This window comes from uncultured Acinetobacter sp. (assembly GCF_947624825.1).
In the GTDB taxonomy this organism is placed as follows: domain Bacteria; phylum Pseudomonadota; class Gammaproteobacteria; order Pseudomonadales; family Moraxellaceae; genus Acinetobacter.
The window spans coordinates 1-21,587 of record NZ_CANQLZ010000044.1 but is presented as its reverse complement, the minus strand read 5'-3'; the positions used below and the strand labels follow the sequence as shown (position 1 = coordinate 21,587).

26 protein-coding genes and 1 pseudogene are annotated in these 21,587 nt (G+C 40.3%); 18 read left to right on the top strand and 9 right to left on the bottom strand.

Annotation, left to right across the window (positions count from 1 at the left end; translation table 11 throughout):
• Positions 1-84 precede the first annotated feature (84 nt).
• On the top strand, positions 85-357 hold the full coding sequence (locus Q0017_RS10465) for an HU family DNA-binding protein (protein ID WP_298146434.1): 273 nt from the start codon (positions 85-87) through the stop codon (positions 355-357).
• 129 nt (positions 358-486) lie between these two features.
• Positions 487-2,346, top strand: coding sequence for a SurA N-terminal domain-containing protein (locus Q0017_RS10460; RefSeq protein WP_298146431.1), 1,860 nt, complete (start codon positions 487-489; stop codon positions 2,344-2,346).
• A 37-nt stretch (positions 2,347-2,383) separates the two neighbouring features.
• Here Q0017_RS10460 and Q0017_RS10455 read toward each other — a convergent pair whose 3' ends face one another.
• Positions 2,384-3,256 (bottom strand): DUF2797 domain-containing protein, encoded by an 873-nt coding sequence (locus Q0017_RS10455; protein ID WP_298146429.1) that lies wholly within the window; start codon positions 3,254-3,256, stop codon positions 2,384-2,386.
• A 35-nt stretch (positions 3,257-3,291) separates the two neighbouring features.
• Between Q0017_RS10455 and Q0017_RS10450 the strand changes: the two genes are divergently transcribed.
• Positions 3,292-3,756, top strand: a complete 465-nt coding sequence (locus tag Q0017_RS10450) for a DUF6231 family protein (protein WP_298146425.1) — start codon at positions 3,292-3,294, stop codon at positions 3,754-3,756.
• 93 nt (positions 3,757-3,849) lie between these two features.
• On the top strand, positions 3,850-4,461 hold the full coding sequence (locus tag Q0017_RS10445) for a YidB family protein (RefSeq protein WP_298146422.1): 612 nt from the start codon (positions 3,850-3,852) through the stop codon (positions 4,459-4,461).
• Positions 4,462-4,517: 56 nt separating this feature from the next.
• Here Q0017_RS10445 and Q0017_RS10440 read toward each other — a convergent pair whose 3' ends face one another.
• From Q0017_RS10440 to Q0017_RS10420, 5 genes and pseudogenes are all read right to left on the bottom strand, one after another.
• Positions 4,518-5,597 carry a porin gene (locus Q0017_RS10440; protein ID WP_298146420.1) on the bottom strand — a complete coding sequence of 360 codons (1,080 nt, stop codon included), beginning with the start codon at positions 5,595-5,597 and terminating at the stop codon, positions 4,518-4,520.
• A 164-nt stretch (positions 5,598-5,761) separates the two neighbouring features.
• Positions 5,762-6,175, bottom strand: coding sequence for an HIT family protein (locus Q0017_RS10435; RefSeq protein ID WP_298146417.1), 414 nt, complete (start codon positions 6,173-6,175; stop codon positions 5,762-5,764).
• A gap of 25 nt (positions 6,176-6,200) precedes the next feature.
• On the bottom strand, positions 6,201-6,470 hold the full coding sequence (locus Q0017_RS10430; RefSeq protein ID WP_298146414.1) for a YARHG domain-containing protein: 270 nt from the start codon (positions 6,468-6,470) through the stop codon (positions 6,201-6,203).
• A gap of 75 nt (positions 6,471-6,545) precedes the next feature.
• Positions 6,546-7,405: pseudogene (locus tag Q0017_RS10425) on the bottom strand (NAD(P)-dependent oxidoreductase).
• Positions 7,406-7,417: 12 nt separating this feature from the next.
• Positions 7,418-8,512 (bottom strand): alpha/beta fold hydrolase, encoded by a 1,095-nt coding sequence (locus tag Q0017_RS10420; protein ID WP_298146412.1) that lies wholly within the window; start codon positions 8,510-8,512, stop codon positions 7,418-7,420.
• Positions 8,513-8,645: 133 nt separating this feature from the next.
• Here Q0017_RS10420 and Q0017_RS10415 point away from each other — a divergent pair, with 133 nt between their 5' ends.
• The 9 genes from Q0017_RS10415 (at position 8,646) to trpB (ending at position 16,210) form a co-directional block, all read left to right on the top strand.
• Entirely contained in the window at positions 8,646-9,833 is a 1,188-nt protein-coding gene (locus Q0017_RS10415; RefSeq protein WP_298146409.1) for an O-succinylhomoserine sulfhydrylase, read from the top strand.
• A gap of 27 nt (positions 9,834-9,860) precedes the next feature.
• The gene (locus tag Q0017_RS10410; RefSeq protein WP_297428139.1) at positions 9,861-10,190 is read left to right on the top strand and encodes a YbaB/EbfC family nucleoid-associated protein; all 330 of its coding nucleotides are present in this window, start codon (positions 9,861-9,863) and stop codon (positions 10,188-10,190) included.
• A 12-nt stretch (positions 10,191-10,202) separates the two neighbouring features.
• A complete protein-coding gene (gene recR, locus Q0017_RS10405) occupies positions 10,203-10,799 on the top strand; it encodes a recombination mediator RecR (RefSeq protein WP_298146406.1) in 597 nt (198 codons plus the stop codon).
• Between the two features lie 174 nt (positions 10,800-10,973).
• Positions 10,974-12,092: an HRDC domain-containing protein gene (locus Q0017_RS10400; protein ID WP_298146388.1), complete on the top strand. Its 1,119-nt coding sequence runs from the start codon at positions 10,974-10,976 to the stop codon at positions 12,090-12,092.
• A 132-nt stretch (positions 12,093-12,224) separates the two neighbouring features.
• The gene (locus Q0017_RS10395) at positions 12,225-12,527 is read left to right on the top strand and encodes a YcgL domain-containing protein (RefSeq protein WP_298146378.1); all 303 of its coding nucleotides are present in this window, start codon (positions 12,225-12,227) and stop codon (positions 12,525-12,527) included.
• Positions 12,528-12,548: 21 nt separating this feature from the next.
• Positions 12,549-12,911: a hypothetical protein gene (locus Q0017_RS10390; RefSeq protein ID WP_298146370.1), complete on the top strand. Its 363-nt coding sequence runs from the start codon at positions 12,549-12,551 to the stop codon at positions 12,909-12,911.
• A gap of 22 nt (positions 12,912-12,933) precedes the next feature.
• Positions 12,934-13,782 (top strand): MoxR family ATPase, encoded by an 849-nt coding sequence (locus tag Q0017_RS10385; RefSeq protein WP_298146367.1) that lies wholly within the window; start codon positions 12,934-12,936, stop codon positions 13,780-13,782.
• Between the two features lie 15 nt (positions 13,783-13,797).
• A complete protein-coding gene (locus Q0017_RS10380) occupies positions 13,798-14,985 on the top strand; it encodes a VWA domain-containing protein (protein ID WP_298146365.1) in 1,188 nt (395 codons plus the stop codon).
• Between the two features lie 19 nt (positions 14,986-15,004).
• Positions 15,005-16,210: a tryptophan synthase subunit beta gene (trpB, locus tag Q0017_RS10375; protein ID WP_298146361.1), complete on the top strand. Its 1,206-nt coding sequence runs from the start codon at positions 15,005-15,007 to the stop codon at positions 16,208-16,210.
• 32 nt (positions 16,211-16,242) lie between these two features.
• Here trpB and Q0017_RS10370 read toward each other — a convergent pair whose 3' ends face one another.
• The 3 genes from Q0017_RS10370 to Q0017_RS10360 all read right to left on the bottom strand — a co-directional run bounded on the left by Q0017_RS10370 (position 16,243) and on the right by Q0017_RS10360 (position 17,503).
• The gene (locus tag Q0017_RS10370; protein WP_298146358.1) at positions 16,243-16,674 is read right to left on the bottom strand and encodes a CBS domain-containing protein; all 432 of its coding nucleotides are present in this window, start codon (positions 16,672-16,674) and stop codon (positions 16,243-16,245) included.
• 107 nt (positions 16,675-16,781) lie between these two features.
• Entirely contained in the window at positions 16,782-17,144 is a 363-nt protein-coding gene (locus tag Q0017_RS10365; protein WP_298146355.1) for a DUF2750 domain-containing protein, read from the bottom strand.
• 125 nt (positions 17,145-17,269) lie between these two features.
• Entirely contained in the window at positions 17,270-17,503 is a 234-nt protein-coding gene (locus Q0017_RS10360) for a hypothetical protein (RefSeq protein ID WP_297428115.1), read from the bottom strand.
• 226 nt (positions 17,504-17,729) lie between these two features.
• Between Q0017_RS10360 and Q0017_RS10355 the strand changes: the two genes are divergently transcribed.
• The 5 genes from Q0017_RS10355 (at position 17,730) to Q0017_RS10335 (ending at position 21,421) form a co-directional block, all read left to right on the top strand.
• Positions 17,730-18,092, top strand: a complete 363-nt coding sequence (locus Q0017_RS10355) for a hypothetical protein (RefSeq protein WP_298146352.1) — start codon at positions 17,730-17,732, stop codon at positions 18,090-18,092.
• 56 nt (positions 18,093-18,148) lie between these two features.
• Entirely contained in the window at positions 18,149-18,463 is a 315-nt protein-coding gene (locus tag Q0017_RS10350; RefSeq protein ID WP_298146349.1) for a hypothetical protein, read from the top strand.
• A gap of 313 nt (positions 18,464-18,776) precedes the next feature.
• Positions 18,777-19,868 (top strand): signal recognition particle-docking protein FtsY, encoded by a 1,092-nt coding sequence (gene ftsY / locus Q0017_RS10345; RefSeq protein ID WP_298146346.1) that lies wholly within the window; start codon positions 18,777-18,779, stop codon positions 19,866-19,868.
• Positions 19,869-20,033: 165 nt separating this feature from the next.
• On the top strand, positions 20,034-20,711 hold the full coding sequence (locus tag Q0017_RS10340; RefSeq protein ID WP_298146343.1) for a nitroreductase family protein: 678 nt from the start codon (positions 20,034-20,036) through the stop codon (positions 20,709-20,711).
• 119 nt (positions 20,712-20,830) lie between these two features.
• Complete coding sequence (locus tag Q0017_RS10335) at positions 20,831-21,421, top strand: DUF2057 family protein (protein ID WP_298146341.1); 591 nt, start codon at positions 20,831-20,833, stop codon at positions 21,419-21,421.
• Positions 21,422-21,587 lie beyond the last annotated feature (166 nt).

Here is a 21,587-nt window from a genome sequence, read left to right as displayed (position 1 = left end):
CCAAAGCATTGCTATAAAGGCGTTATACAGATTTTTAGTCATAGTTTAGATCTCGCATATAGAGATTAAGAGGACGTAATTTTCATGAATAAATCAGAATTAATCGATGCAATTGCAGAACAAGGTGGTTTATCAAAGACTGATGCAGGTAAAGCATTGGATGCCACAATTGCCTCAATCACAAAAGCATTAAAAGAAGGCGATACAGTAACTTTAGTGGGCTTTGGTACATTTGCAGTGAAAGAACGTGCTGCACGTACAGGTCGTAACCCACAAACAGGCGAAACTTTAGAAATTAAAGCAAGCAAAGTACCTGGTTTTAAAGCAGGTAAAGGCTTGAAAGACGCAATTGCATAAGTCCTTATTGTAGTGAAAGACGCGCTAAGGCGCGTTTTTTTATGAAATTAGGGTTTTTATCAAGTGTAATGATTCATTCAATAGGGGTTTTCAGTTAAAATTCCCCGCAAATAAAATATTGGAATACTTATGGAAGCTTTTCGTAAAGTTATTAAGGGTTGGCTAGGTAAAGTCTTACTGGTGTTGTTTTTAACCCCTTTAGCACTTGTAGGTATTGAAGGATATTTTAGCGGTGGAAAAACAGAAGATACAGCACAGCTGATTAATGGCGATGCAATTTCAAAAAAAGAATTAGAGGCGCTGACAACCTCCTTTAAAGAGCAATATTTATCTTACGTCAATGGTGATGAAACATTGCTTAACCAAACATTTATTGAGAATAAAGCCCTTGATAGTTTGGTGGCACGTACCTTATTACTCCAACAAGCAGAAAAACTCGGTATTGCACTCAGCGATGCTCAGATTGAGCAAATGGTGGCTCAACAACCTAATTTCCAAGAAAATGGTCAGTTCTCAGAAACGTTGTACGCAAACTATTTACGTTCAGTAGGTATGACTAGCCAAAGTTTAATTACCAATTTACGTCAAGATCATGCTTTAAAAATGTTAAGTGACTCATTTTTACAACATGCTTTAGTCAGTCAAAAAGATATCCAGCAGATTGTAAATTTGCAAACTGAACAACGTACTCTGCATTTGGCGAGTATTCCACTCGATGAATACAAAAAAGCAGTCCAAGTTTCAGATCAAGAAGCGACAGAATATTACAATGCGCATAAAAATGCCTTTAAACAAGTTGCGAGTGTTGATGTAGATTATGTGGTTTTACCACAGGCTACTTTTACTCAGGTTGCAAGCACTGTTACAGAAGCTGAGTTACAAGCAGCATATGACAAATTTGTCGCGTCACAACAATCTAACGCAACGCCAATTGTGAAACACATTTTAGTCACCCTAGACGGTCGCACTGAAGATGAGGCCAAAGCACGTGCTACGATGGCTCAGACTGAAATTCAGCAAGGGGCGAGCTTTGCAGCAACTGCAGCTAAATATTCAGAAGATCCAGATTCAAAAGCAAAAGGTGGTGTGATTGAAGGTTATGCCAAGGGTGTCTTTGGTGAAGAATTTGACCAAGCTGTCACTAAAGAAAGTCAAGTGGCTTTAGTAAAAACACAATACGGTTTTCATGTTATTGAGGCACAAGCAGCAACTGCAAATGTTGCTAGCTTTGCCACTGAAAAACCACGCTTAGAAGCTGAAATTTTAAAAACTAAAGCTGCCAACGCTTTTTCTGATCGCGTTAATGCACTCAATGAGTTAGTGGTGAGTAGTGATGCTTTAGATGTGGTGTCGCAAGAAGTTCAGGGCGCTCAGGTACAAACGGTTAAAGCTGTGACTTTAAATACTCAGCATTCAGTATTAAGTGACTCAAGTGTAAAGCCAAAGTTATTTAATAACGATGTAGAAAATGGTGATCGTAATGTCTCAAGTAGTCTGCAACTTGCCAATGGTGATGTGGTTTGGGTGAAGGTACGTGATTATCATGCAGCTGGGGTACAAACCTTGGTGGAGGCGATGCCACGCGTAAAAGCGACTTTAATAGAGAAAAAAGCTGCTGCTGCTGCAACTGCTAAGATCCAAACGGCATTAAATGAGTTTAAAGCGCAGCCGGCTGCACAAGTACGTGCTAAACATGCCATTAATTTTGTTGATGCTGGTAACTTTGCACGCTCACAAGGTTTGTTAAAACGCGATGTAGAACGTGCAGCATTTAGCGTATTAGCACCTAAAGAAGGCCATTGGTCTGTGACTACAGCCACGTTGCCAAATGAGCTGATTGTAGTTGCAGTGTCTAAGGTACAAAAAAATACTGAGAATTTACCTGCAGAAGCGGTAACTCAGCTTGCAAGCTTGTATGAGAATTTGCGTGCCGAGCAAGAGCTAGATGACTATACGCGCTACTTAAAATCTCAAGCTAAAATTAAATAAATAAGCAATAAAAAAACCAGCCCGCGGGCTGGTTTTTTTATTCACGGCGTAACGTTAATTCATAGCCGGTATACTTACGAATATTAATCACGCCTGTATCGAGCATTAAATATTGACCTTTAATGCCTTGTAGGCGACCACGAATTTTCGCTGTTTTATCTAAATTGTGAGATTTAATTTTTTCAGGATACTCAGCAATAGGATAAATAAATTCACGTGGATGCTCATGTTCTAAAATTTCTAGCCCTTCATTAAAATCTAGACTCAAGCCAAATTCATCACGAATGCTTTCGATGTGTGGGGCAAACTCATCTAGCAGTTCATCACGCAGCCTAATGAGGTCTAAAGCAGGGGCTTGACCTTTAAGTAATTTACGCCAATCGGTCTTATCTGCCACTTGTTCAGCAAACATGATCTCAAGCTGACCTGATAAGCGGCGTGAACCCACTTGCATAATGGGCAGGGCTTGAGTTGCGCCTTGATCGAGCCAACGGGTAGGCATTTGCCCTAAACGTGTAATGCCGACCTTTAAAGCACTTGAATTGGCAAGATAAACAATGTGTGGTTGAAAGCAAACCTCTTGCGCAAATTTTTCTTCACGGCAAGTGCCTAAATGATAATGGCAGGTTTCAGGCTTCATGATACACATGTCGCAAGATGCCTTGGTCTTAAAACATTTATAACAATGACCTTGTGAATAAGATTTAGGAGTTTTACTACCACAAGACACGCAGTAAATCTGACCGCTCCATTCAATTTCTAACTCTTGTCCTAAAATAAAAGGCAGATCAATTTTTTCACGATCTAAGATAAATTTATATTCAACATTTGCCTTGTGTGTTTGTTGATCCGTTACACTAAGGTCGCTTAAACCTGCATGCATTTTATGGCAAATGCCTTGATGTTCCATACAAAATTACTCACTTGATAAAAAAGGAGGCCTTTATGCCCAAAATCAACGTCATCACTGCCTTGCTAGACGATTTATCCAAGGAACAGCCCATTTATAGCGCATTATGCCTAGGTCAAGATTTTAGTGCAGCTGCCCCTGATATTGCTTGGCAATATTTTAACGTATTCGATTTTTTAAATCTGCCTTTTCAAAAACGTGATGATTTAGCCATTGTGATGTTAAATGCCACTGATTTGGCATGCTTAAACGATGCACAAAAATCACAAATTTTGGTTAAATTGCGTGATTTAATGGCCAAACGTATTGTGGTGATAAGTACCCAACAAGATGAAAAACTGCTTCGTGCCTTAGGCTTTAGCCAAATCATGCACGATTTACAGGCTCAACAAGACGCAATTTTATGGCAATTTAATATTTTAACCTATAAACATGTACCCGATTGGCTAAACGCTAAATATTGGGCAAACCCCCAACATTGGGATCAGTATCGTTGGTAAAGACTTGCAAAAATTAACAAAGCTGACAATGAAAAATGATCCAAAACCCGTATGCTAAACAAGAACTAAAGCAACAATAATGAGGCATTGGATATGACAAATTTAAGTAATATCGTGGAGATGTTAGCCAAGCAAGCCTTGGGTGGTCAGCAACAACCGCAGCAAAATGGTTTAGGCGGTATTTTAGGTGGCGTACTCGGACAGTTAGGTGGTCAGCAATCAAATACTACACAAGGCGGACTAGGTGCTATTTTAGGTGGTTTACTTGGTGGTACACAACCACAGACCCAAGCACAACCTAGAACGTCTAATTCCGGCTTCTCAGGCGGTGGTAAAACGCTTTTAATCGCGGTGTTGCCATTGGTATTGGCATGGATTCAAAAACAAGGTGGCTTACAAGGTGCTTTAGATAAACTGCGTGGTCAAGGGCTTAACTCACAAGTAGATGATTGGGTGTCTACAGGCGAAGGTGCTAATGCACAAGTAGACCAAAACACGGTACAACAGTTGTTTAATGATCAAGATGTGGAAGAAGTGGCACAGCAAGCTCACAGTGATAAAAAAGATGTGTATGGCGCCATTTCGCAGGTTTTGCCAGAGATTATTGATTCACTTACACCACAAGGTGAAAAAACTAATAAACAAGAAGCCAATGACGATATTCAACAAGTATTGAGTTTGGTGTCAGGATTTTTTAAACGTTAATGAGCAAACAAAAAAGACCAGCTTTAAGCTGGTCTTTTTTTAAGGTTATAGATTACTTAGAAGTCGTAGCGCATACCTAGTGATAAACCAACTGGTGTTTCACCCGCTGCATTTACACCTTGAGAACTTGAAGGTTTGTTGCTACGTGCTTGTGACCACGGCGTTAAGTTTGCATTGTCGTCGTTCATGACCGCTGCAAGATTACCGTACATACGTAATTGTTTGTCAAAGCGATGTTCTAAGCCTAAAGCTAAAAGCGTTGAGTTAGCATCATCGCTGTCTACTTCACGGTGGAAGACTTGACCACGTACATAAGTTTTTGGCGCAAATTTATAATCTGCAGCAACACCTAACACATGCGCATCGGCATTTACACCAACGTCTTGATCATGTGTAGTAAATTGATATAAACCAGCTAAATTAAGTGCAGGTGTGACTTTATAGCTTGCAGCAAGACGTACACCATCACGCTCGCCACGGCTTACATCTTCTTCATAATGTTCATATGCTGCAGCAAGATCTAAGTCGCCTGCTTTATAGTTTAAACCCAAATCGTAAGCTTTAGATTTTTCGTTGCTCTCTTCTTGACTGTCATCTTTGATCATAGTGCCATTGTGAAGAGATAAAGCGGCTTTAGCGGTAAAACCACCACCAAATTTAGGTGATTGGTATTCAATAGTATTTGGATTGCGTTCATCAAAACGGTGGTTATAAGCACGAGTTACGTTACGTAAGTCACCCACTTGGTCGCCAAAGAAGTTTGCAGGACCACGCGCAGCTTTAAACGGGCTGTCAAAACGACCTACTTTCACTTGACCAAAATCGCCTTTTAAGCCGACATAGGTATCACGTGTTGAAAAATTAACTGAATCGTCTTTATCGTCTGAACCACTTGCAAAGTTAATTTGTTGTTCTATTTGAGCAAAGGCTGTGAAATCGTCATTTACTTTATGTTCAACTTTAAAGCCTAAACGCGAAGCATTTGAAGATAAGCCAACTTCGTTATAATCTTTGCCATCATCTAAGTAATCTAAAGAAACATGTGCACGGCCATAAATTTTAATGTCGGCAGCCATCGCAAGCGCTGGTGTGAAAAGTGTTGCCCCAATTGCGATTGCACAAAGAGTTTTGTTCATTGTTTGCTCCAGTAAAGAACTGTGCAGTAATCTATATGTACTGCGCTTTATTGGCGCTCAGTATTGCCAAAAAATAAGACAATTCCATGAACGAATTGTTACACTTTGATGACTGGGTAAAATATCAACACAAAAAATGGAGCCTTGTGGCTCCATTTTTTTCTTTATAATACGGCTTTTATTTTTTCAGCCAAGGCTTTAATTTTGTCTTGATCACCCATCTTTGCACTGTGTTGACCTAATTCATGTACTGAACTTGGGATAAGATGAAAATGCACATGTGGTACGGTTTGACCCGCGGCTGCACCTGATAATTGCATCAGCACAATACCTTGCACACCTAAAGCCTGCTCCATTGCTTTGGCAATTTTTTGTACAATTTGAATGGTATAAGCGGCAACATTTGGATCTAAATCCAATAAAGTTACCGCAGGGCTTTTGGGAATCACTAAAGTATGACCATCTGCTTGCGGCATAATATCCATAAATGCCAAGACTTGCTCATCTTCATAGACTTTAATGGCAGGCAGTTCATCACGTAAAATACGTGCAAAAATGTTTTGATCATCGTAAGCCATGATTTTTCCTTAAAAACTGCTGTTGTTAGTTACAGTTCAATTCTTTCTGTTTTTGCTTGATTTGGTCAAGTCGTTGTTGTTCTTTTTCTGAGAATTTAGGTTCTTTGGTCACATGACAGTTTTTGCCATCAAAACGAGCTTGTTTAACCGGGTCTTTAAAACAAAACCCTTTAGAGGCGTAAATCACGTCATAATCGTCTTGTAATTTTTGACACTGTTTCACATTGGCGGTTGCAGTCGTTGCACTCAATAAAGTCACGAGGCTTGCCATTAGTACGATGCTAAATTTCATCATATTGATGTTCCTTCACAAATTCAGTGATATACGCCTTATAATGGGCTATTATGTAAAAAAAACAATGACTAAAACTTACTCAATTGTAATTTTATTCCATTTCTCATACAGGTAAGCTAAGGTCGAAAAATCACTATTTTGATCTGTTTGATTACTTGCCGCTTGTACCAAACTTTGTGCTTGAGCAATAACCGGCACAGCCAATTTAGCTTGATGGGCCAAATCAAGGGCAATGCCTGTATCTTTTGCCAATAAAGGCAGGGCAAAGGTCAGTGGGAATTCACGGTTTAAAATACACTTTCGGTCACGCCACTTTTGCCACTTGAGGCATGAATACAGGCTAAAGCGCTATTTAAATCAACACCATGTGCTTTTAAAGTCGTAAAGCCTTCTAGTGCCGCGCACAAATTCACCGCAAGCAACATATTATTGACTGCCTTTACAGCAAAGCCTGCACCCGGTTCACCCACATGTTCAATTAATTGACCAAAACATTGTATGGCAGGTAAAGCACGGCGGAAGTCTTTGACATCACCGCCAATCATCACGGTTAATGTACCTTTTTCTGCACCAATCGTTTGACCTGACACTGGAGCATCTAAAAAACCAACGCCTTGTGCTTTGAGTTGCGTGTGTAACACACGCGCGATATCAGGGACCCCACTGGTGCAATCGACCCAAACAGAACCAGTTTTTAAGTTAAGGCCTTCAATTAAGTCTACAACATCTTGACTGGTGGGTAGGCATGAAAAAATTACATCGGCCTGTACTGCTTGTGACAGTTCGACCGCTTGTGAGCCATATTGTTGGGCGTGTTGTTCAGCTTTACTAAAATTGCGGTTCCACACCCAAACCTGTTCAAATTGGTTGACCAAGTGGGCTGCCATACGGTAGCCCATTGCGCCTAAGCCGATAAATGCAACAGATTGAATCATGTGAAACCCCTTTTATAATGATGTTGAGCGTTGTTGTAACCAAGTGGCTAAGTGCGGCCAAAATTCCTTGGCACTGTTTTGGTTGGACATGATACCCATATGTCCACCGTTGATTAAAGTAAACGTGACATCGGGACTACTTGTCAATTCACATAAAGGCGCAACAGCATCTGCACAGACCAATTGATCGCGTGAACCTGCGCCCACCAACAGATTGCAATCAATATTTTTTAATTGGATAAGTTTATCATTTAAGTGAATATGACCATTTTTAAGCGGGTTTTGCAGCCAAATATTTAAAATCATGTCCTGATTAATACCGCCCGGATAATCAATCATGTCATTTAAATATGCACTCATGGTGGCATGTTCTTGTATCACTTGTGGGTCATCTAGGTGTTGCAACAAGCGTTTATGACCATTGAGCCAACCTTGTGGGTCAAGCAGTTTAAACACCAAAGCATTAAGTTTACCTGGGGTTTGCAGCATCTTTTTGGGTAGTTTGCCGCTATACAGTGTGTTGGCAAACCGAGGGTGGTGTGCCAAAAACGCTTGGGTGTGTTGAAGCAATTGACCATGCCATCCAGTTAAAAAAGTATCAATTGGTGCGCCTAAAGTAATTAAATTTTTAATATTTTGACTCTGACAAGTCGCGGTATAAAGTGTGGCGAACAGCCCACCCATACTCCAACCATGTAAAGACACATCAGGGCTACTTGAGTGAGTACGAATACTGTTTAGGCAATGGGGAATAATATCTTCTAAAAAATGCAAAAAATTTAACTGATGATCGGCATATTTTAAACGTCCCCAATCGAGCAAATACACCTCAAAGCCTTGTTTCTGAAAATAATCGACTAAAGAGCGATACGGGTATAAGTCGTAAATCGAAACTGTGACAGCCAAAGGTGGAATAAAGACCAAAGGCTCTAAAAAGCGGCGCTCATGGGCTGGATAATAACGAATACTGGCATGCTGATAACGTTCAATCACCTGATATGGGGTGCTTTGTGAGACCACTAAACGACTGCTCTGGAAAATACGTGTGGATAAGTTTTTCAATTTATCTGTTTGATTTTTCAGATGGAATGAAGCAAGTTTTCTCATAAATAGCGAATCTTTTTAGGTAGATTTGGACGAAGTCTAAACGATCATTGTATATTTTACCTTGACCCAGAAGATACTAGGCGCTCAAAATGTTGGCAATTCTTTACACAGGCAGTCTTGGACTGAAAATATAATGAGCCAACACGACGATCTTGAATACCAACTCGATACTTTAGCACTACGTACTGGCCACACGCGCAGCTTTGAGGGTGAACACGGCGAACCGATCTTTTTAACCTCATCTTTTGTGTATGCCAATGCCGCAGAAGCTGCTGCTAAATTTTCAGGTCAAGAGCCGGGCAACATTTATTCACGCTTTACCAATCCAACAGTGGCGATGTTTGAAAAACGTCTAGCGGCGATTGAAGGCGCTGAACGTGCAGTGGCAACAAGTTCAGGCATGGCGGCGATTATGGCGGTTGCAATGTCGTTCTTAAAACAAGGCGATCATGTTATTTGTTCACGCGCCGTGTTTGGTTCTACTGTCGCGATGTTTGAAAAATATGTGGCAAAATTTGGTGTTCAAGTAGATTTTGTGGATTTAACTGACTTATCAGCTTGGGAAGATGCCATTCAAGACAATACCAAGCTGTTATTTGTGGAATCGCCATCGAATCCTTTGGCAGAAGTGGCGGATATTCAAGCCTTGGCCGATTTGGCACATGCGCATGGTGCATTATTGGCGATTGACAACAGCTTTTGTACACCTGTGTTACAGCAACCGATTAAATTTGGTGCCGACTTAGTGGTGTATTCAGCAACCAAATACTTAGACGGTCAAGGTCGTGCTTTAGGTGGTGCGGTGGTGGGCAGCCATGCCTTACTTGAAGAGGTGTATGGTTATGTACGCACCACAGGGCCATCTATGAGTCCATTTAATGCATGGGTATTCTTAAAAGGCTTAGAAACCTTACGTTTACGTATGCGTGAACACTCAAGCAATGCACAAAAGTTAGCAGAATTTTTAGATGCTCATGCTAAAGTAGAAAAAGTTTATTATGCAGGTTTAAGCGCGCATGTGGGGCACGATTTAGCGGCTAAACAACAAACTGGTTTTGGTGGTATTGTATCGTTTGAAGTCCAAGGCGGACGTGATGGTGCTTGGACGGTGATTGACAATACTCAGTTTATTTCAATTACAGGTAATTTAGGTGATGCAAAATCCACCATTACCCATCCTGCCACCACAACCCATGGTAAATTATCAGCCGACGCTAAAGCCGCAGCAGGCATTCGTGAAGGCTTAATTCGTGTATCGGTTGGCTTAGAAGATATTGATGATATTATTCGCGATCTTTCTCGCGGCTTAGATTTAATTTAAACAGTACGCTTTTTTCGGAGATTTTTTATGAACATTAATATGTTGATGCAGCAAGCTCAGCGCATGCAAAAAGACATGGAAAGCAATGTTAAAAAGGCCAAAGAACAATTGGCACAAACTGAAGTACATGCAGAAGCAGGTGGCGGTTTGGTGAAAGTGACCATGACTTGCCGTAACGTGGTGAAACGCATTCAGATTGATCCTGAATTATTAAAAGACGATGCCGATATGGTTGAAGACTTAATTGCAGCTGCAATGAATGATGCTGCGCGTCAAGCTGAAGTAATTTCTGAAGAAACCATGAAAGCTGCCAACCAAGGCATGGGCTTGCCACCAGGTCTTGCAGGTTTATTCTAAGGAACGCACGTCATGTTTAGTGCTCGTTTTGATCAACTGGTACAAGCATTACGTGTCTTACCAAGCGTTGGGCCGAAATCGGCTCAGCGCATGGCATTACATTTAATGTTAAAAAATCGTGAAGGGGCATATGCCTTAGCGCATGCCTTAACCGAAGCCAGTAATAGTTTACATGCCTGTCAGGTGTGTCACTCCCTGACAGAAGCTGACATATGCGACATCTGTAACGCCGTGGATCGTGACGCTGAGGTGTTATGCGTGGTTGAATCACCTGCTGATGTGATGGCGATTGAACAAAGTGGCAGTTTTCGCGGCAAATATCACGTGTTAGGTGGGCATTTATCGCCACTTGATGGGATTGGTCCTGAAGAAATTGGAATTCCTTATTTATTGCAGCGCTTAAGTCAAGGCGGTATTAAAGAGGTTATCTTAGCCACCAATGCAACGGTTGAAGGTCAAGCCACGGCGCATTACTTATTAGAAGCCAGTAAGCATTTACCTCTAACCATGACCCGTATTGCTCAAGGCGTACCTCAAGGCGGTGAGCTTGAGTATGTCGATAGTCATACTTTAAGCCAAGCGGTACATAATCGAATGCGCATGAAATAATTTTTATGCGTTTTTCTTTTTATATAAAAAAAATATAACAGTTGAATTATATTACCGAGATTTTTTTAATAAAATGTGAAATTTGTCACACTTTAAAGGTTTTTTTTATATCTAAATTATATAGGGCACGTTAAAATAATCGCGTTAAAAAACCATTAAATGATAATTTTCGGCATGTTTCAACTCATTCAAAAGCAACAAGACTTAGACGCAATTTTAGTACAAATGGGGCAGTGTTCGACCTATGGTCTAGACACCGAATTTATTAAGGTGGATACCCTATGGCCAAAACTCGGTGTATTTCAAATTAATGTGGCGAATCAAGTCTACTTACTTGATGGAACATGCTTAGATTTAAACCTATTTTGGCAAAAGATTTTTGCCGCACAGCAAAATATTTTTCATGCCTGTGGCGAAGATATCGACCTGATTTATCATTATGCTGGTCAAAATAATTTAAACAATGTGTTTGATACCCAAGTGGCACTGTCATTTTTAGGCTATGGCTTGCAAGTGAGCTATCAAAATGCCTTAAAAACACTCCTCAATATTGAAATTGACAAGGATCAGACCCGTTCTGACTGGTTAGCGCGTCCGTTGAGTCAAGAACAACTGAATTATGCAGCCAACGATGTATTATACATCATGCAATTGTCTGAGCAGATTCAAGCTGAATTAAACGACAAAGGGATGTTGGCTTGGGTGCTTGAAGATTGCCGTTATTTAACCTATGAAATTGGACAGTACACACCACAGGATGCTTTATACCAAGATGTGGGTAATTACCGTCATTCACGGCGTCAGTTAATGCAATTACAACGTTTGGCACTGTGGCGTGATCAATTGTCTAAGGCCTTAAATATCCCTAAAAGTTTTGTGCTGAAAAACTCAAGTTTGATGGATTTGGTAGAAAAAAATCCACGTAACCCGTACTTGTTGGCCGGTATTAAGGACATTCGTGCCAATATTGTGCGTGAATATGGCAAAACTATTTTGGCTTTACTGCAAGATTTGCCTGAACCTGAAACATGGCCTGAAAAATTGCCACGCCCGATGCGTGCTTCAAAAGAATTATCAGAGAAAATTGATCAGGCGTTAAGTGACGCCGTGGTCAAAACCAATGTGCCAAAAGAAGTCTTAATGCGTAAAAAGTGGATGAATGCCTTGTATCAACATGTGGTAGCAGCCTCTGAGCTAGAGAGTTTGCCGCCTTATTTATTGGGTTGGCGCTATCGCGTATTAACTCAGCCTTTAATTGAAGTATTGCGCCAAGATGTGGTTGATCGTGCTTAAGCGGTCATAAGGCTTTACATTTCTTTCCCCAAAGCATTAATATTTCAGTATTATAAAAAGACAGAGCCTCAGCATGTTTTGGGCTCTGTCTTTTTTCTTGTCGGCTGTTTTTTCGTGGTTATGAGTTCTAATATGTACTGTTCTATTTATAAATCGAGCAAAAAAGACGAAATGTATTTATACGTTGCGCGTCCAAGTGAAGATCAAGCAGAAGGTTTTGATCCGCTATTGGCTCTACCTGAACCATTACGTGCGCCTTTTGGTCGAGTGACATTTGTCATGGATTTAGAGTTACATGCAGAGCGTAAATTGGCGCGTGTAAACGTACTTCATGTGATGGATTCCATCCAAACCCAAGGGTTCTTTTTACAAATGCCACCTGAAGGTCTGATTGATCCCAATGCTGTAGCACCTGAAGGCTTACGCGGTGCTTAATCATTTATCAGGAGAGAAGTAATGGATTTGACCTTTTTAGACGCCATTCCTGAAGACCTGATTGCAATCACGGTTTATTTAGGCGGCAGTGCCATTATTTTATGGTGCTGGTATTTGATTGCCAAACGCCTACCTAAACTGCTTGGTGGCATCACATGGATTGTATGTTTTGCCATCTTATTAACCCCAACGGTTTCTGAAGGCAATAATGCCGCGCTTGCACCTGCAACCTTTGGCTTATTATTTGGTGTGTTAACCAAAGATATGCCATTGGTTTGGTCAAATTTAGCCAATATTTTATTGGTGGTGGGCGTCGGTGCAATTTTGGGGTATTGTTGGTCAAAATATAGCGCGGCTAAAGCGCAACCACAATCACCCTTATAAAAATTGAGCAGCACAGACAGTCATGAACGATCAGACCCAATTTGAAGGCAGCGCACAATATATTGCCACAGACAGTTTAAAGCTTGCGGTGAAAGCTGCGCGTCATTTACAAAAACCACTGCTGATTAAAGGTGAGCCCGGCACGGGTAAAACCTTACTTGCAGAGCAAGTGGCTGCAAGCTTAGGCTTGCCGTTATTGACATGGCATATTAAATCGACCACCAAAGCGCAACAAGGCTTATATGAGTATGACGCTGTATCGCGTTTACGTGATAGTCAATTGGGTGATGATCGGGTTTATGAGATTAAAAATTACATTAAGCCGGGCAAATTATGGCAAGCGTTTAGCACGCCTGAACGCTGTGTATTGTTAATTGATGAAATTGATAAAGCAGACATTGAATTTCCAAATGATTTATTGCACGAACTCGATAAAATGTCGTTCTTTGTGTATGAAACAGGCGAAACCATTACTGCACAACAACGCCCAATTGTCATTATTACCTCAAACAACGAAAAAGAATTACCCGATGCCTTTTTACGTCGTTGTTTCTTTCACTATATTGAGTTCCCTGATGAGGCGACCATGCGTCAAATTATCGAGGTACATTTTCCCAATATTTCAGGTCAATTGGTCAATCAAGCTTTAGAAATTTTCTTTAAATTACGTCAAATGCCGGGGCTTAAAAAACCACCTTCTACCTCAGAGCTGATGGATTGGTTAAGCTTACTGATGGCAGATGACATGCCAGGTGATATTTTAGCGCAACATGATCCAAGCAAAGCGATCCCACCTTTATATGGTGCTTTGCTTAAAAATGAGCAAGATGTGCAATTGCTCGAACGTCTTGCTTTTATGTCACGTCGCTAAAGGAGTAATCGCCTTATGTTTGTGCGATTATTTTACACCTTACGCAAATATGGAATTCCGGTATCCACGCGTGAACTGATTGATTTAAATCACGCCGTGGCAGCAGGCTTGGTCTTTGCCAATCAAGAGGAATTTTATCAATTGGCACGCACCATTATGGTCAAAGATGAGCGTTTTTTTGATAAGTTTGATCGTGCGATACAAGATTATTTTCAAGGCATTGCCACATTTGACTTAGATCAACTGCTGCATCAAGTACAGCAATTACCCAAAAGTTGGTTTGATTTAGAGTTACTTGAGAAAAACCTCACCACCGAACAGCGCGATGCCCTACAAAAAGCAGGTTCTTTACAAGAACTGATGAAAATGCTTGAGCAGCGTTTGCGTGAGCAACATAAAAAGCACCAAGGCGGCAATAAAATGATCGGCACGGGGGGGACCTCACCATTTGGCGCCTATGGTGATCATCCTCAAGGTGTTAGAATCGGTGGTCCCAGTCGCAAACGTTCAGCGGTTAAAGTCTGGGAGCAGCGGAAATATCGTAATTTAGACACAGAGCAGCAGCTTGCCAGTCGACATATGCAAATGGCATTACGACGCTTACGCCAATTTGCCCGTCAAGGTGCAGCAGAAGAACTTGATATTGATGCCACCATCCAAGCCACAGCTCAACAAGGTATCTTAAATGTACAGCTGAGACCTGAGCGACGTAATCGGGTCAAAGTGTTGATGTTATTTGATGTGGGTGGCTCAATGGATGCCCATATTCGGCAATGTGAGCAACTATTTAGTGCTGCCAAAAATGAGTTTAAAAGCCTAGAGTATTTCTATTTTCATAATTGTTTATATGATTATGTATGGAAAGACAACCAACGTCGCCAAGCGACACGCATCAATACCTTAGATTTATTCAATACCTATGCACGTGACTATCGTGTCATTGTGGTTGGGGATGCCAGTATGGCACCTTATGAAGTGACCTCGGTTGGTGGTTCGGTTGAGTATATGAATGATGAAGCCGGACAAGTGTGGTTGCAGCGCTTGGCTCAGCATTTTGACAAAACCGCATGGCTCAATCCTGAACAACAAAACTATTGGCAATATACCTATAGCATTGGACTGATCAAACAAATTTTTGATGATCATATGTACCCAATGACCTTAAATGGCATTGAAGATATGACTCGTTATTTAGCACGTTAGTATTAATTAGAGAATCCTTATGCAATATCAAATCAATGGCATCGCCTTACCCAATGAAGATGGTTTTTTTGGGGCGTATGGCGGGCAGTTTATTTCACCTGAGCTGAAACAGGCCATGGATGAGATTAATGTTGCGTATGAAGAAATTCGTCATACCGAAGTTTTTCAAAATGAACTTAAAGATTTATTTGCACACTATGTTGGGCGTCCAAGCCCATTATTTTATGCCAAGCGTTTATCCAATCAGCTTGGTGGCGCACAAATTTATCTTAAACGTGAAGATTTAAACCATACTGGCGCACATAAAATCAATCACTGTTTGGGTGAGGCACTACTGGCCAAATACATGGGTAAAACCAAAGTTATTGCCGAAACCGGTGCAGGTCAGCATGGTGTGGCTTTAGCCACGGCTTGTGCGTTGGTGGGGATTCCTTGTGAAATTCATATGGGTCAAGTGGATATTGAAAAAGAACATCCCAATGTGGTCAAAATGAAAATCTTAGGTGCTAAGCTCATTGCCGTTACCCGTGGTACAGCAACCCTTAAAGATGCAGTAGACAGTGCATTTGAAGAATACTTAAAAGATCCAAAAAATTATATTTATGCTATTGGTTCTGTGGTCGGTCCACACCCATTTCCAAAAATGGTGCGTGACTTCCAAGCAATTATTGGCGATGAGATTAAATTCCAAAGCCAAGACCGTTTTGGCGTTAATCCTGATTATGTAGTGGCGTGTGTGGGTGGTGGTTCTAACGCCGTGGGTTCATTTACCGCTTTTTTAAATGATCCTGAGGTGAAATTGGTGGGTGTAGAGCCTGCAGGACATGGTTTAGATACCAACATGCATTCAGCGACTCTTACTTTAGGTAAGCCAAGCCAACTGCATGGTATGGCTTGTTATGTGCTCGAAGATGAACAGGGCGAACCATTACCTGTACACTCAATTGCATCAGGTTTAGATTATCCAGGCGTAGGTCCACAGCATAGTTTGCTCAAAGACTTAGGTCGTGTTGAATACACCTCAGCGACTGACCAAGAATGCTTAGATGCCTTTATGACGTTATCTCGTGTAGAAGGGATTGTACCGGCATTAGAAAGTGCACACGCGGTGGCATGGGCGATGCGTGAAGCACCAAAACTTTCTCAAGATGTCAAAATTGTGGTTACCGTGTCAGGTCGTGGTGATAAAGACTCTGATTACGTGGCTGCCAAACTGGGTCTGTAATCCATAAAAAACCGCTCAATTGAGCGGTTTTTTTAACCTGAAATATAGTGTTGCAGTTGTTCAATCAAGATCCGCTGATCTTCCATGGCGGCTTTTACTAAATCACCAATTGCCACCATTGCCAACAAGCGTTCGTTTTCAACTACAGGTAAATGACGCAAGTGACCATCGGTCATGATCTTTAAACATTGATTGATTTCCATGTCTGTGGTGACCGTAATTACGTTGCGTGTCATAATTTGATCGACATTGGTGGTCAAGGAAGAACGACCTTGTAATTCGATTTTATGTGTATAGTCACGCTCAGAAATAATACCCACCACTTTTTGATCTTCGTCAGTCACGACTAATGCACCAATGTTTTTTTCTGCCATGAGCTTAATGGCACTACGAACACTAGAATTTGGGGCAATGGTATATACAGAATTGTCTTTGTTTTTGAGGACTTGAGCAACGGTGGTCATGGTATTAATTGATCCTTATATCGTTTTTTGTTGTGAGCTAATAACGCGATTGACAATTGCGTAAAAAATAGCGCCTTAAAATATTTATAACAGCTTATAGTTGAATTTTACAGTGTTTTTAGCTTGGAATTTTGAAAAAACCAACTTTGCATTTGGCGGGTTGTTAATTTAAGAGGGGCATCTTCACCACGATACAGTGTTGGATGTACATTGAGGCGCTTTAAAGTGGGTAATAGCGCCGTGTTAAAATCATATGAACTGATTTTACGCGCTTGATACTGTGGCCAATGTTTTTTCGCGTAACGCTGTGCTTGATAGCTACTGAGCCAAAAGGGGAAGATCACATCCTCTTGATCTTGGGTCATGGCCCAACCTTGATGGTACAACCCCCACAGCACCCCACAATACATCATGGATTTGAGTAGGGTAATCTTTAAAAATAGATCTTGAGTAACGGGTCGCAACTTCATGGTGCATCTTATTGTTATGATAGATAGCTTTATTGTAAGAAGATCATGGCTAAATTGGGGTGATGCTTTGCTAAAAATCGTAATTAAATATGTCAATAAAAAAACGCCACCTAAGTGACGTTTCATTATGCTTGCATGGTGGCCATGTTTTGCCAATATTGTGCTTTGATAGAGTCGCGTTCAACACGAAAACCCTGATGGTACAATTGAGCTAAAAATAGCGCCGCTTTACCATGACCTGCGCGTGCTGCTTGTTCCAATTCATGTACAGCATCGGAAAAGTTCATTTGTGACTGAATGGTATTTACAGCATTGGCATATACGCATTCTAAATCATGCTGAGAGAGAGGTTGATTCATAGAAAACTCCTTATTGTAGTTATGAAAACATCAAATTAGTTTGTTCAGCTTTCAAATAACTTTAGCTGAAAACTATTAAACTAATATGACAAAACACTATGTTTTGTCAAGGGGTATATAGGTTATTTTTCACATAATCTGATGTTACATGATTAAACAATGATCATTTTTATTATTGATTAAGATAATAGCTGTAAATTAAGTCAATAAGAATAAGGAGAACAATATGACCACGCGTGTTTTAGATGGTTTTAATCTTGATCTACCCCCCACACATGCTCAAATCATGGCCTTGGCGCGTCAGCATCGCAGCAACTTAGAAGATGCCATTTTTCATGAAAATATTCATTTAGGTAACTTTTGCTTAGCTCAGCGTAAACGGGTTTACGACTTTACACGTGAGTTAAATCCTGAACAGCGTTTTGAATTTTATAAAGCCTATAACGGTGAGCTTGAGCGTATTGCTGATGAAGATCAATTGCATCCTGCAGATGCTGAAGGTGGTGTGAGTGTATTTGCCATCGCTATTGTTCTTGCCATTATTGCTTTAATTTTATATTTTGGTGTGATACGTAATATGGTGGGGTAATAGCACTTGTACTTCGAATCATAGCATCCTAAACTAATGCCAATTCGAGGATCTTTATGCTGCTGTTTCATCAATTACATTGGTTTTTTCGTCGAGCATTGCAACACGGGTTTCATATTGCAGTGCTTGCTTTGATAGTTTTGATTGTAATGATCAGTCACCGTTCATTGCAACATCCCGTCGGTGCTACTCAATTTAAGCATTTAGAGCTGCTGGCACGTCAACAGGTCTCTCCACATACCCAGGCAATGACACTTAAATTGCTGCGTGAGTATGACTATATTTCCTATGGACAATACTTAAAAGTTATCCATGCACACCAACATGAGCAGCGCCAAGCCCAGCAATTACCCGCTTTGCATGGGGATTAATGCTGAAATCAAATCTAAGCTATATAAACCATCCCTCAGTTGTATTTTAATAATATTTAAACCTCATAAGACTGCGCCGTGTGCAGAACAATTCACATGATAGATGTGTGATTTTAAGATGTGTCACTTTTACTCTGCTTTAGCACTAGCTGCAGTGATCTAATTTCACATACAGCATATCAATCAAAAACTCACTCATGTTAAAAGCCAAGTAAACACAATAGATGCCAAGCTTATATGTGCTCAATGTTCTCTATATCTAAATTATGCTAGACTCGGGGTTTTTTAACGCGATGCTTTTTAAGGATTCGGCATGCAACAACAAAATCTGCAAAATAAATTTTTGATTGATGCTGATATCGGGGATGACGATGTCACATTACCGAATTTACCTGCGGTAGATGTACCTATTGTGGCAGCAACACCAACTCAAACAGCAGTTGCGGCGCCTGATGAAACTTCTGAAGCACCGAGTGCAGGTGGTTTCTTTAGCCGCATGAAAGAAGGCTTAACCAAAACGCGTAAAAACCTCGCTGATGGGATGGTAAACATCTTAATTGGTGGTAAAGAAATTGATGATGAACTGTTAGAAGAAGTTGAAGAGCAACTCTTGGTTGCTGATATTGGTGTTGAAGCCACAAAAACCATTATTACCAACTTAACTGAACGAACTGCGCGTGGCGATTTAATTTACTCACACTCTTTATATAAAGCCTTACAAGAAGAATTGGTGGCTTTACTTGCACCACGTGTCAAGCCTTTGCATATTGACTCAAATAAATCACCCTATGTGATTTTGGTGGTAGGTGTGAATGGTGTAGGTAAAACCACCACCATTGGTAAATTAGCCAAACGTTTACAAGGTGAAGGTAGAAAAGTCATGCTTGCTGCAGGTGATACATTCCGTGCTGCGGCGACGGAACAACTGCAAATTTGGGGTGAGCGTAATAATATTCAAGTGGTTGCGCAAGGTCATGGTGCCGATTCAGCATCGGTTATTTTTGATGCTTTTGAAAGTGCGCGTGCTAAAGGCGTAGATGTGCTTATTGCAGATACAGCAGGACGCTTGCACAACAAAGGTCATTTGATGCAAGAATTGACTAAAGTTAAACGCGTAATGCAAAAAATTGACGCCACTGCACCGCATGAAATCATGTTAGTGGTGGACGCAGGCACTGGTCAAAATGCGATTAATCAGGTGGAAATGTTTGATGAAGCTGTTGGCTTAACAGGTTTGACGATTACTAAACTTGATGGTACAGCCAAAGGTGGTGTTCTATTTAATATCGCAAGCCGCACTCATGTACCAATTCGTTTTATTGGTGTAGGTGAGAAAATTGATGATTTGCGTCCTTTCTCTGCAAAATCATTTGTTGCCGCTTTGTTTGAAACTGACAAAAAATAAGACTGTTGTTTAGATCACATAAACTCTGCATTGTGCGGAGTTTATGTATTTTAGGCCCATCAATTGATTAAAAAACAACCTAAGATTTATTTGAAAAAACCCCTAAATTTGGCTGAAAAGATTACACTTATCACAAAGCCATAAACTTATTAGGGGATTTTGCTGGTGGCATTATTAAGTAAAATTAGCCAAGTTTTAAGTACAGATTTAGTCAAAGAATTTAAATTAAAAAAAACGCATGTTGCGACAGAAAAAAGCTTTCTTGATGCTATAAAAAAATGCCAACCTGTTGATCAGTTGGGTAAAAAAGTGCACTTAAGTCAAAATTATTTAAGTGCGGTGATTATTGAGGCGATTAAAACCTGCCCAAATATTCAAAATTTAAATACTCTACGCTGCGTTATTATGTATAACACAAGCCATCAAGCATTTTGGCACTTGGTTGAAGAACAGCAGCGCCAACATATTCCAAGCCATCTATTTGCAGCAACCACTCATAAAATATCAAATTATAAGAGTGCATTTGGCACCATATTGTTGTTTGAAGATCAAACTGCTTTACAGTACTTAGCCAAGCAGTGGCCGTTAAATGCTGAACATCATTGTGCATGGTCAGCACAATATTTGGGTATGGCTAGTTTGGCAGCTTGGTCAACTTTGGCAGATATTGGTTTGGGTGTTAATCTTTTGCATTATTCACAAGATCATGCAGCATTGCATAAAAGGTTTAATTTACCTATGCATTGGCAGCTTAAATCACAATTAATTTTTGGCTCAATTGAGCAACCTGCTCCGCCTTCTGTTTCGTGTATACAGTCTGAGCATGTGCAAGTGTTAAGTTAATTGGTAAATTTATGGGTAAGGTTTTATTAAATATAGCTTAAGTTATATCTTTGTCATAAAAATGAAATATGGGATGGGCATATTTTCTGTTTTCAAGATCAATATATTAGAGTACATCTATGCGCGTTAAAATTATGGCAGCCAGTTTGGTTGTATTATGCTCTACACCTGTGTTTGCTGCGGTCAATATTAGCGCGCCTGAGGAAATTAAAATCGTTGCGATCAATGACCAAGAGCTAAAAATGGGTCTATTAAGCAAAAAAGATGATTACGTTTTAGCAGAAGGGGCACATAAAATTTCAGTGCGTTATAGTGCTTTTTTTGAACATCATGATCACTCACATGATATTTTAAAATCAGATGTATTTACACTTCACACACCAGTGTTAAAAAGTGGGCAATACCATTTAAGTTTAATTAATGCGCCACAAGATTTTGAAGCAGCTAAACAGTATCAACAGCAACCCATCATTGGGCTTTATGATCAAAATAAGAATCTACTCGTGCAACAAGTGGGTACAAAAGTAACTAAATCATCTTGGTTAAATTCAATTAATTTAACCACCACACAAGCTGAAACCTCAAAGCAAGCTGTGTCAAATGATTCTACCAATACACCATCTGATCAGGCGTTGATTCAGCTGTGGCAAAAGTCTTCTAAAGATGAGCGTCAAAAATTTATGCAATGGATTGCAGAGCAGTCAAAATAATCCTTATTGGTTTTATTTTTTAAGAACCTCTTGACTTATTAGAAAATAAGAGTAGAATTGCTGGCCTGACTTACTAATGACGAATTAGTGAGTAAATCATTAAGAGATTATGAAGAACAACTTGTGTGGATTTTTACTGGTTGATCAATCGAAATTATTTTCATTG

Bases quoted from the DNA above. Each gene is read 5' to 3' on its own strand.
- Q0017_RS10435 (WP_298146417.1), bottom strand. From the start codon at position 6,175: ATGGCTTACGATGATCAAAACATTTTTGCACGTATTTTACGTGATGAA.
- Q0017_RS10395 (WP_298146378.1), top strand. From the start codon at position 12,225: ATGTACTGTTCTATTTATAAATCGAGCAAAAAAGACGAAATGTATTTA.
- Q0017_RS10445 (WP_298146422.1), top strand. From the start codon at position 3,850: ATGACAAATTTAAGTAATATCGTGGAGATGTTAGCCAAGCAAGCCTTG.
- Q0017_RS10460 (WP_298146431.1), top strand. From the start codon at position 487: ATGGAAGCTTTTCGTAAAGTTATTAAGGGTTGGCTAGGTAAAGTCTTA.
- trpB (WP_298146361.1), top strand. From the start codon at position 15,005: ATGCAATATCAAATCAATGGCATCGCCTTACCCAATGAAGATGGTTTT.
- Q0017_RS10385 (WP_298146367.1), top strand. From the start codon at position 12,934: ATGAACGATCAGACCCAATTTGAAGGCAGCGCACAATATATTGCCACA.
- Q0017_RS10350 (WP_298146349.1), top strand. From the start codon at position 18,149: ATGCTGCTGTTTCATCAATTACATTGGTTTTTTCGTCGAGCATTGCAA.
- Q0017_RS10450 (WP_298146425.1), top strand. From the start codon at position 3,292: ATGCCCAAAATCAACGTCATCACTGCCTTGCTAGACGATTTATCCAAG.
- Q0017_RS10430 (WP_298146414.1), bottom strand. From the start codon at position 6,470: ATGATGAAATTTAGCATCGTACTAATGGCAAGCCTCGTGACTTTATTG.
- Q0017_RS10400 (WP_298146388.1), top strand. From the start codon at position 10,974: ATGTTTCAACTCATTCAAAAGCAACAAGACTTAGACGCAATTTTAGTA.
- recR (WP_298146406.1), top strand. From the start codon at position 10,203: ATGTTTAGTGCTCGTTTTGATCAACTGGTACAAGCATTACGTGTCTTA.
- Q0017_RS10410 (WP_297428139.1), top strand. From the start codon at position 9,861: ATGAACATTAATATGTTGATGCAGCAAGCTCAGCGCATGCAAAAAGAC.
- Q0017_RS10440 (WP_298146420.1), bottom strand. From the start codon at position 5,597: ATGAACAAAACTCTTTGTGCAATCGCAATTGGGGCAACACTTTTCACA.
- Q0017_RS10360 (WP_297428115.1), bottom strand. From the start codon at position 17,503: ATGAATCAACCTCTCTCTCAGCATGATTTAGAATGCGTATATGCCAAT.
- Q0017_RS10365 (WP_298146355.1), bottom strand. From the start codon at position 17,144: ATGAAGTTGCGACCCGTTACTCAAGATCTATTTTTAAAGATTACCCTA.
- Q0017_RS10420 (WP_298146412.1), bottom strand. From the start codon at position 8,512: ATGAGAAAACTTGCTTCATTCCATCTGAAAAATCAAACAGATAAATTG.
- Q0017_RS10335 (WP_298146341.1), top strand. From the start codon at position 20,831: ATGCGCGTTAAAATTATGGCAGCCAGTTTGGTTGTATTATGCTCTACA.
- Q0017_RS10390 (WP_298146370.1), top strand. From the start codon at position 12,549: ATGGATTTGACCTTTTTAGACGCCATTCCTGAAGACCTGATTGCAATC.
- ftsY (WP_298146346.1), top strand. From the start codon at position 18,777: ATGCAACAACAAAATCTGCAAAATAAATTTTTGATTGATGCTGATATC.
- Q0017_RS10415 (WP_298146409.1), top strand. From the start codon at position 8,646: ATGAGCCAACACGACGATCTTGAATACCAACTCGATACTTTAGCACTA.
- Q0017_RS10355 (WP_298146352.1), top strand. From the start codon at position 17,730: ATGACCACGCGTGTTTTAGATGGTTTTAATCTTGATCTACCCCCCACA.
- Q0017_RS10455 (WP_298146429.1), bottom strand. From the start codon at position 3,256: ATGGAACATCAAGGCATTTGCCATAAAATGCATGCAGGTTTAAGCGAC.
- Q0017_RS10380 (WP_298146365.1), top strand. From the start codon at position 13,798: ATGTTTGTGCGATTATTTTACACCTTACGCAAATATGGAATTCCGGTA.
- Q0017_RS10370 (WP_298146358.1), bottom strand. From the start codon at position 16,674: ATGACCACCGTTGCTCAAGTCCTCAAAAACAAAGACAATTCTGTATAT.
- Q0017_RS10465 (WP_298146434.1), top strand. From the start codon at position 85: ATGAATAAATCAGAATTAATCGATGCAATTGCAGAACAAGGTGGTTTA.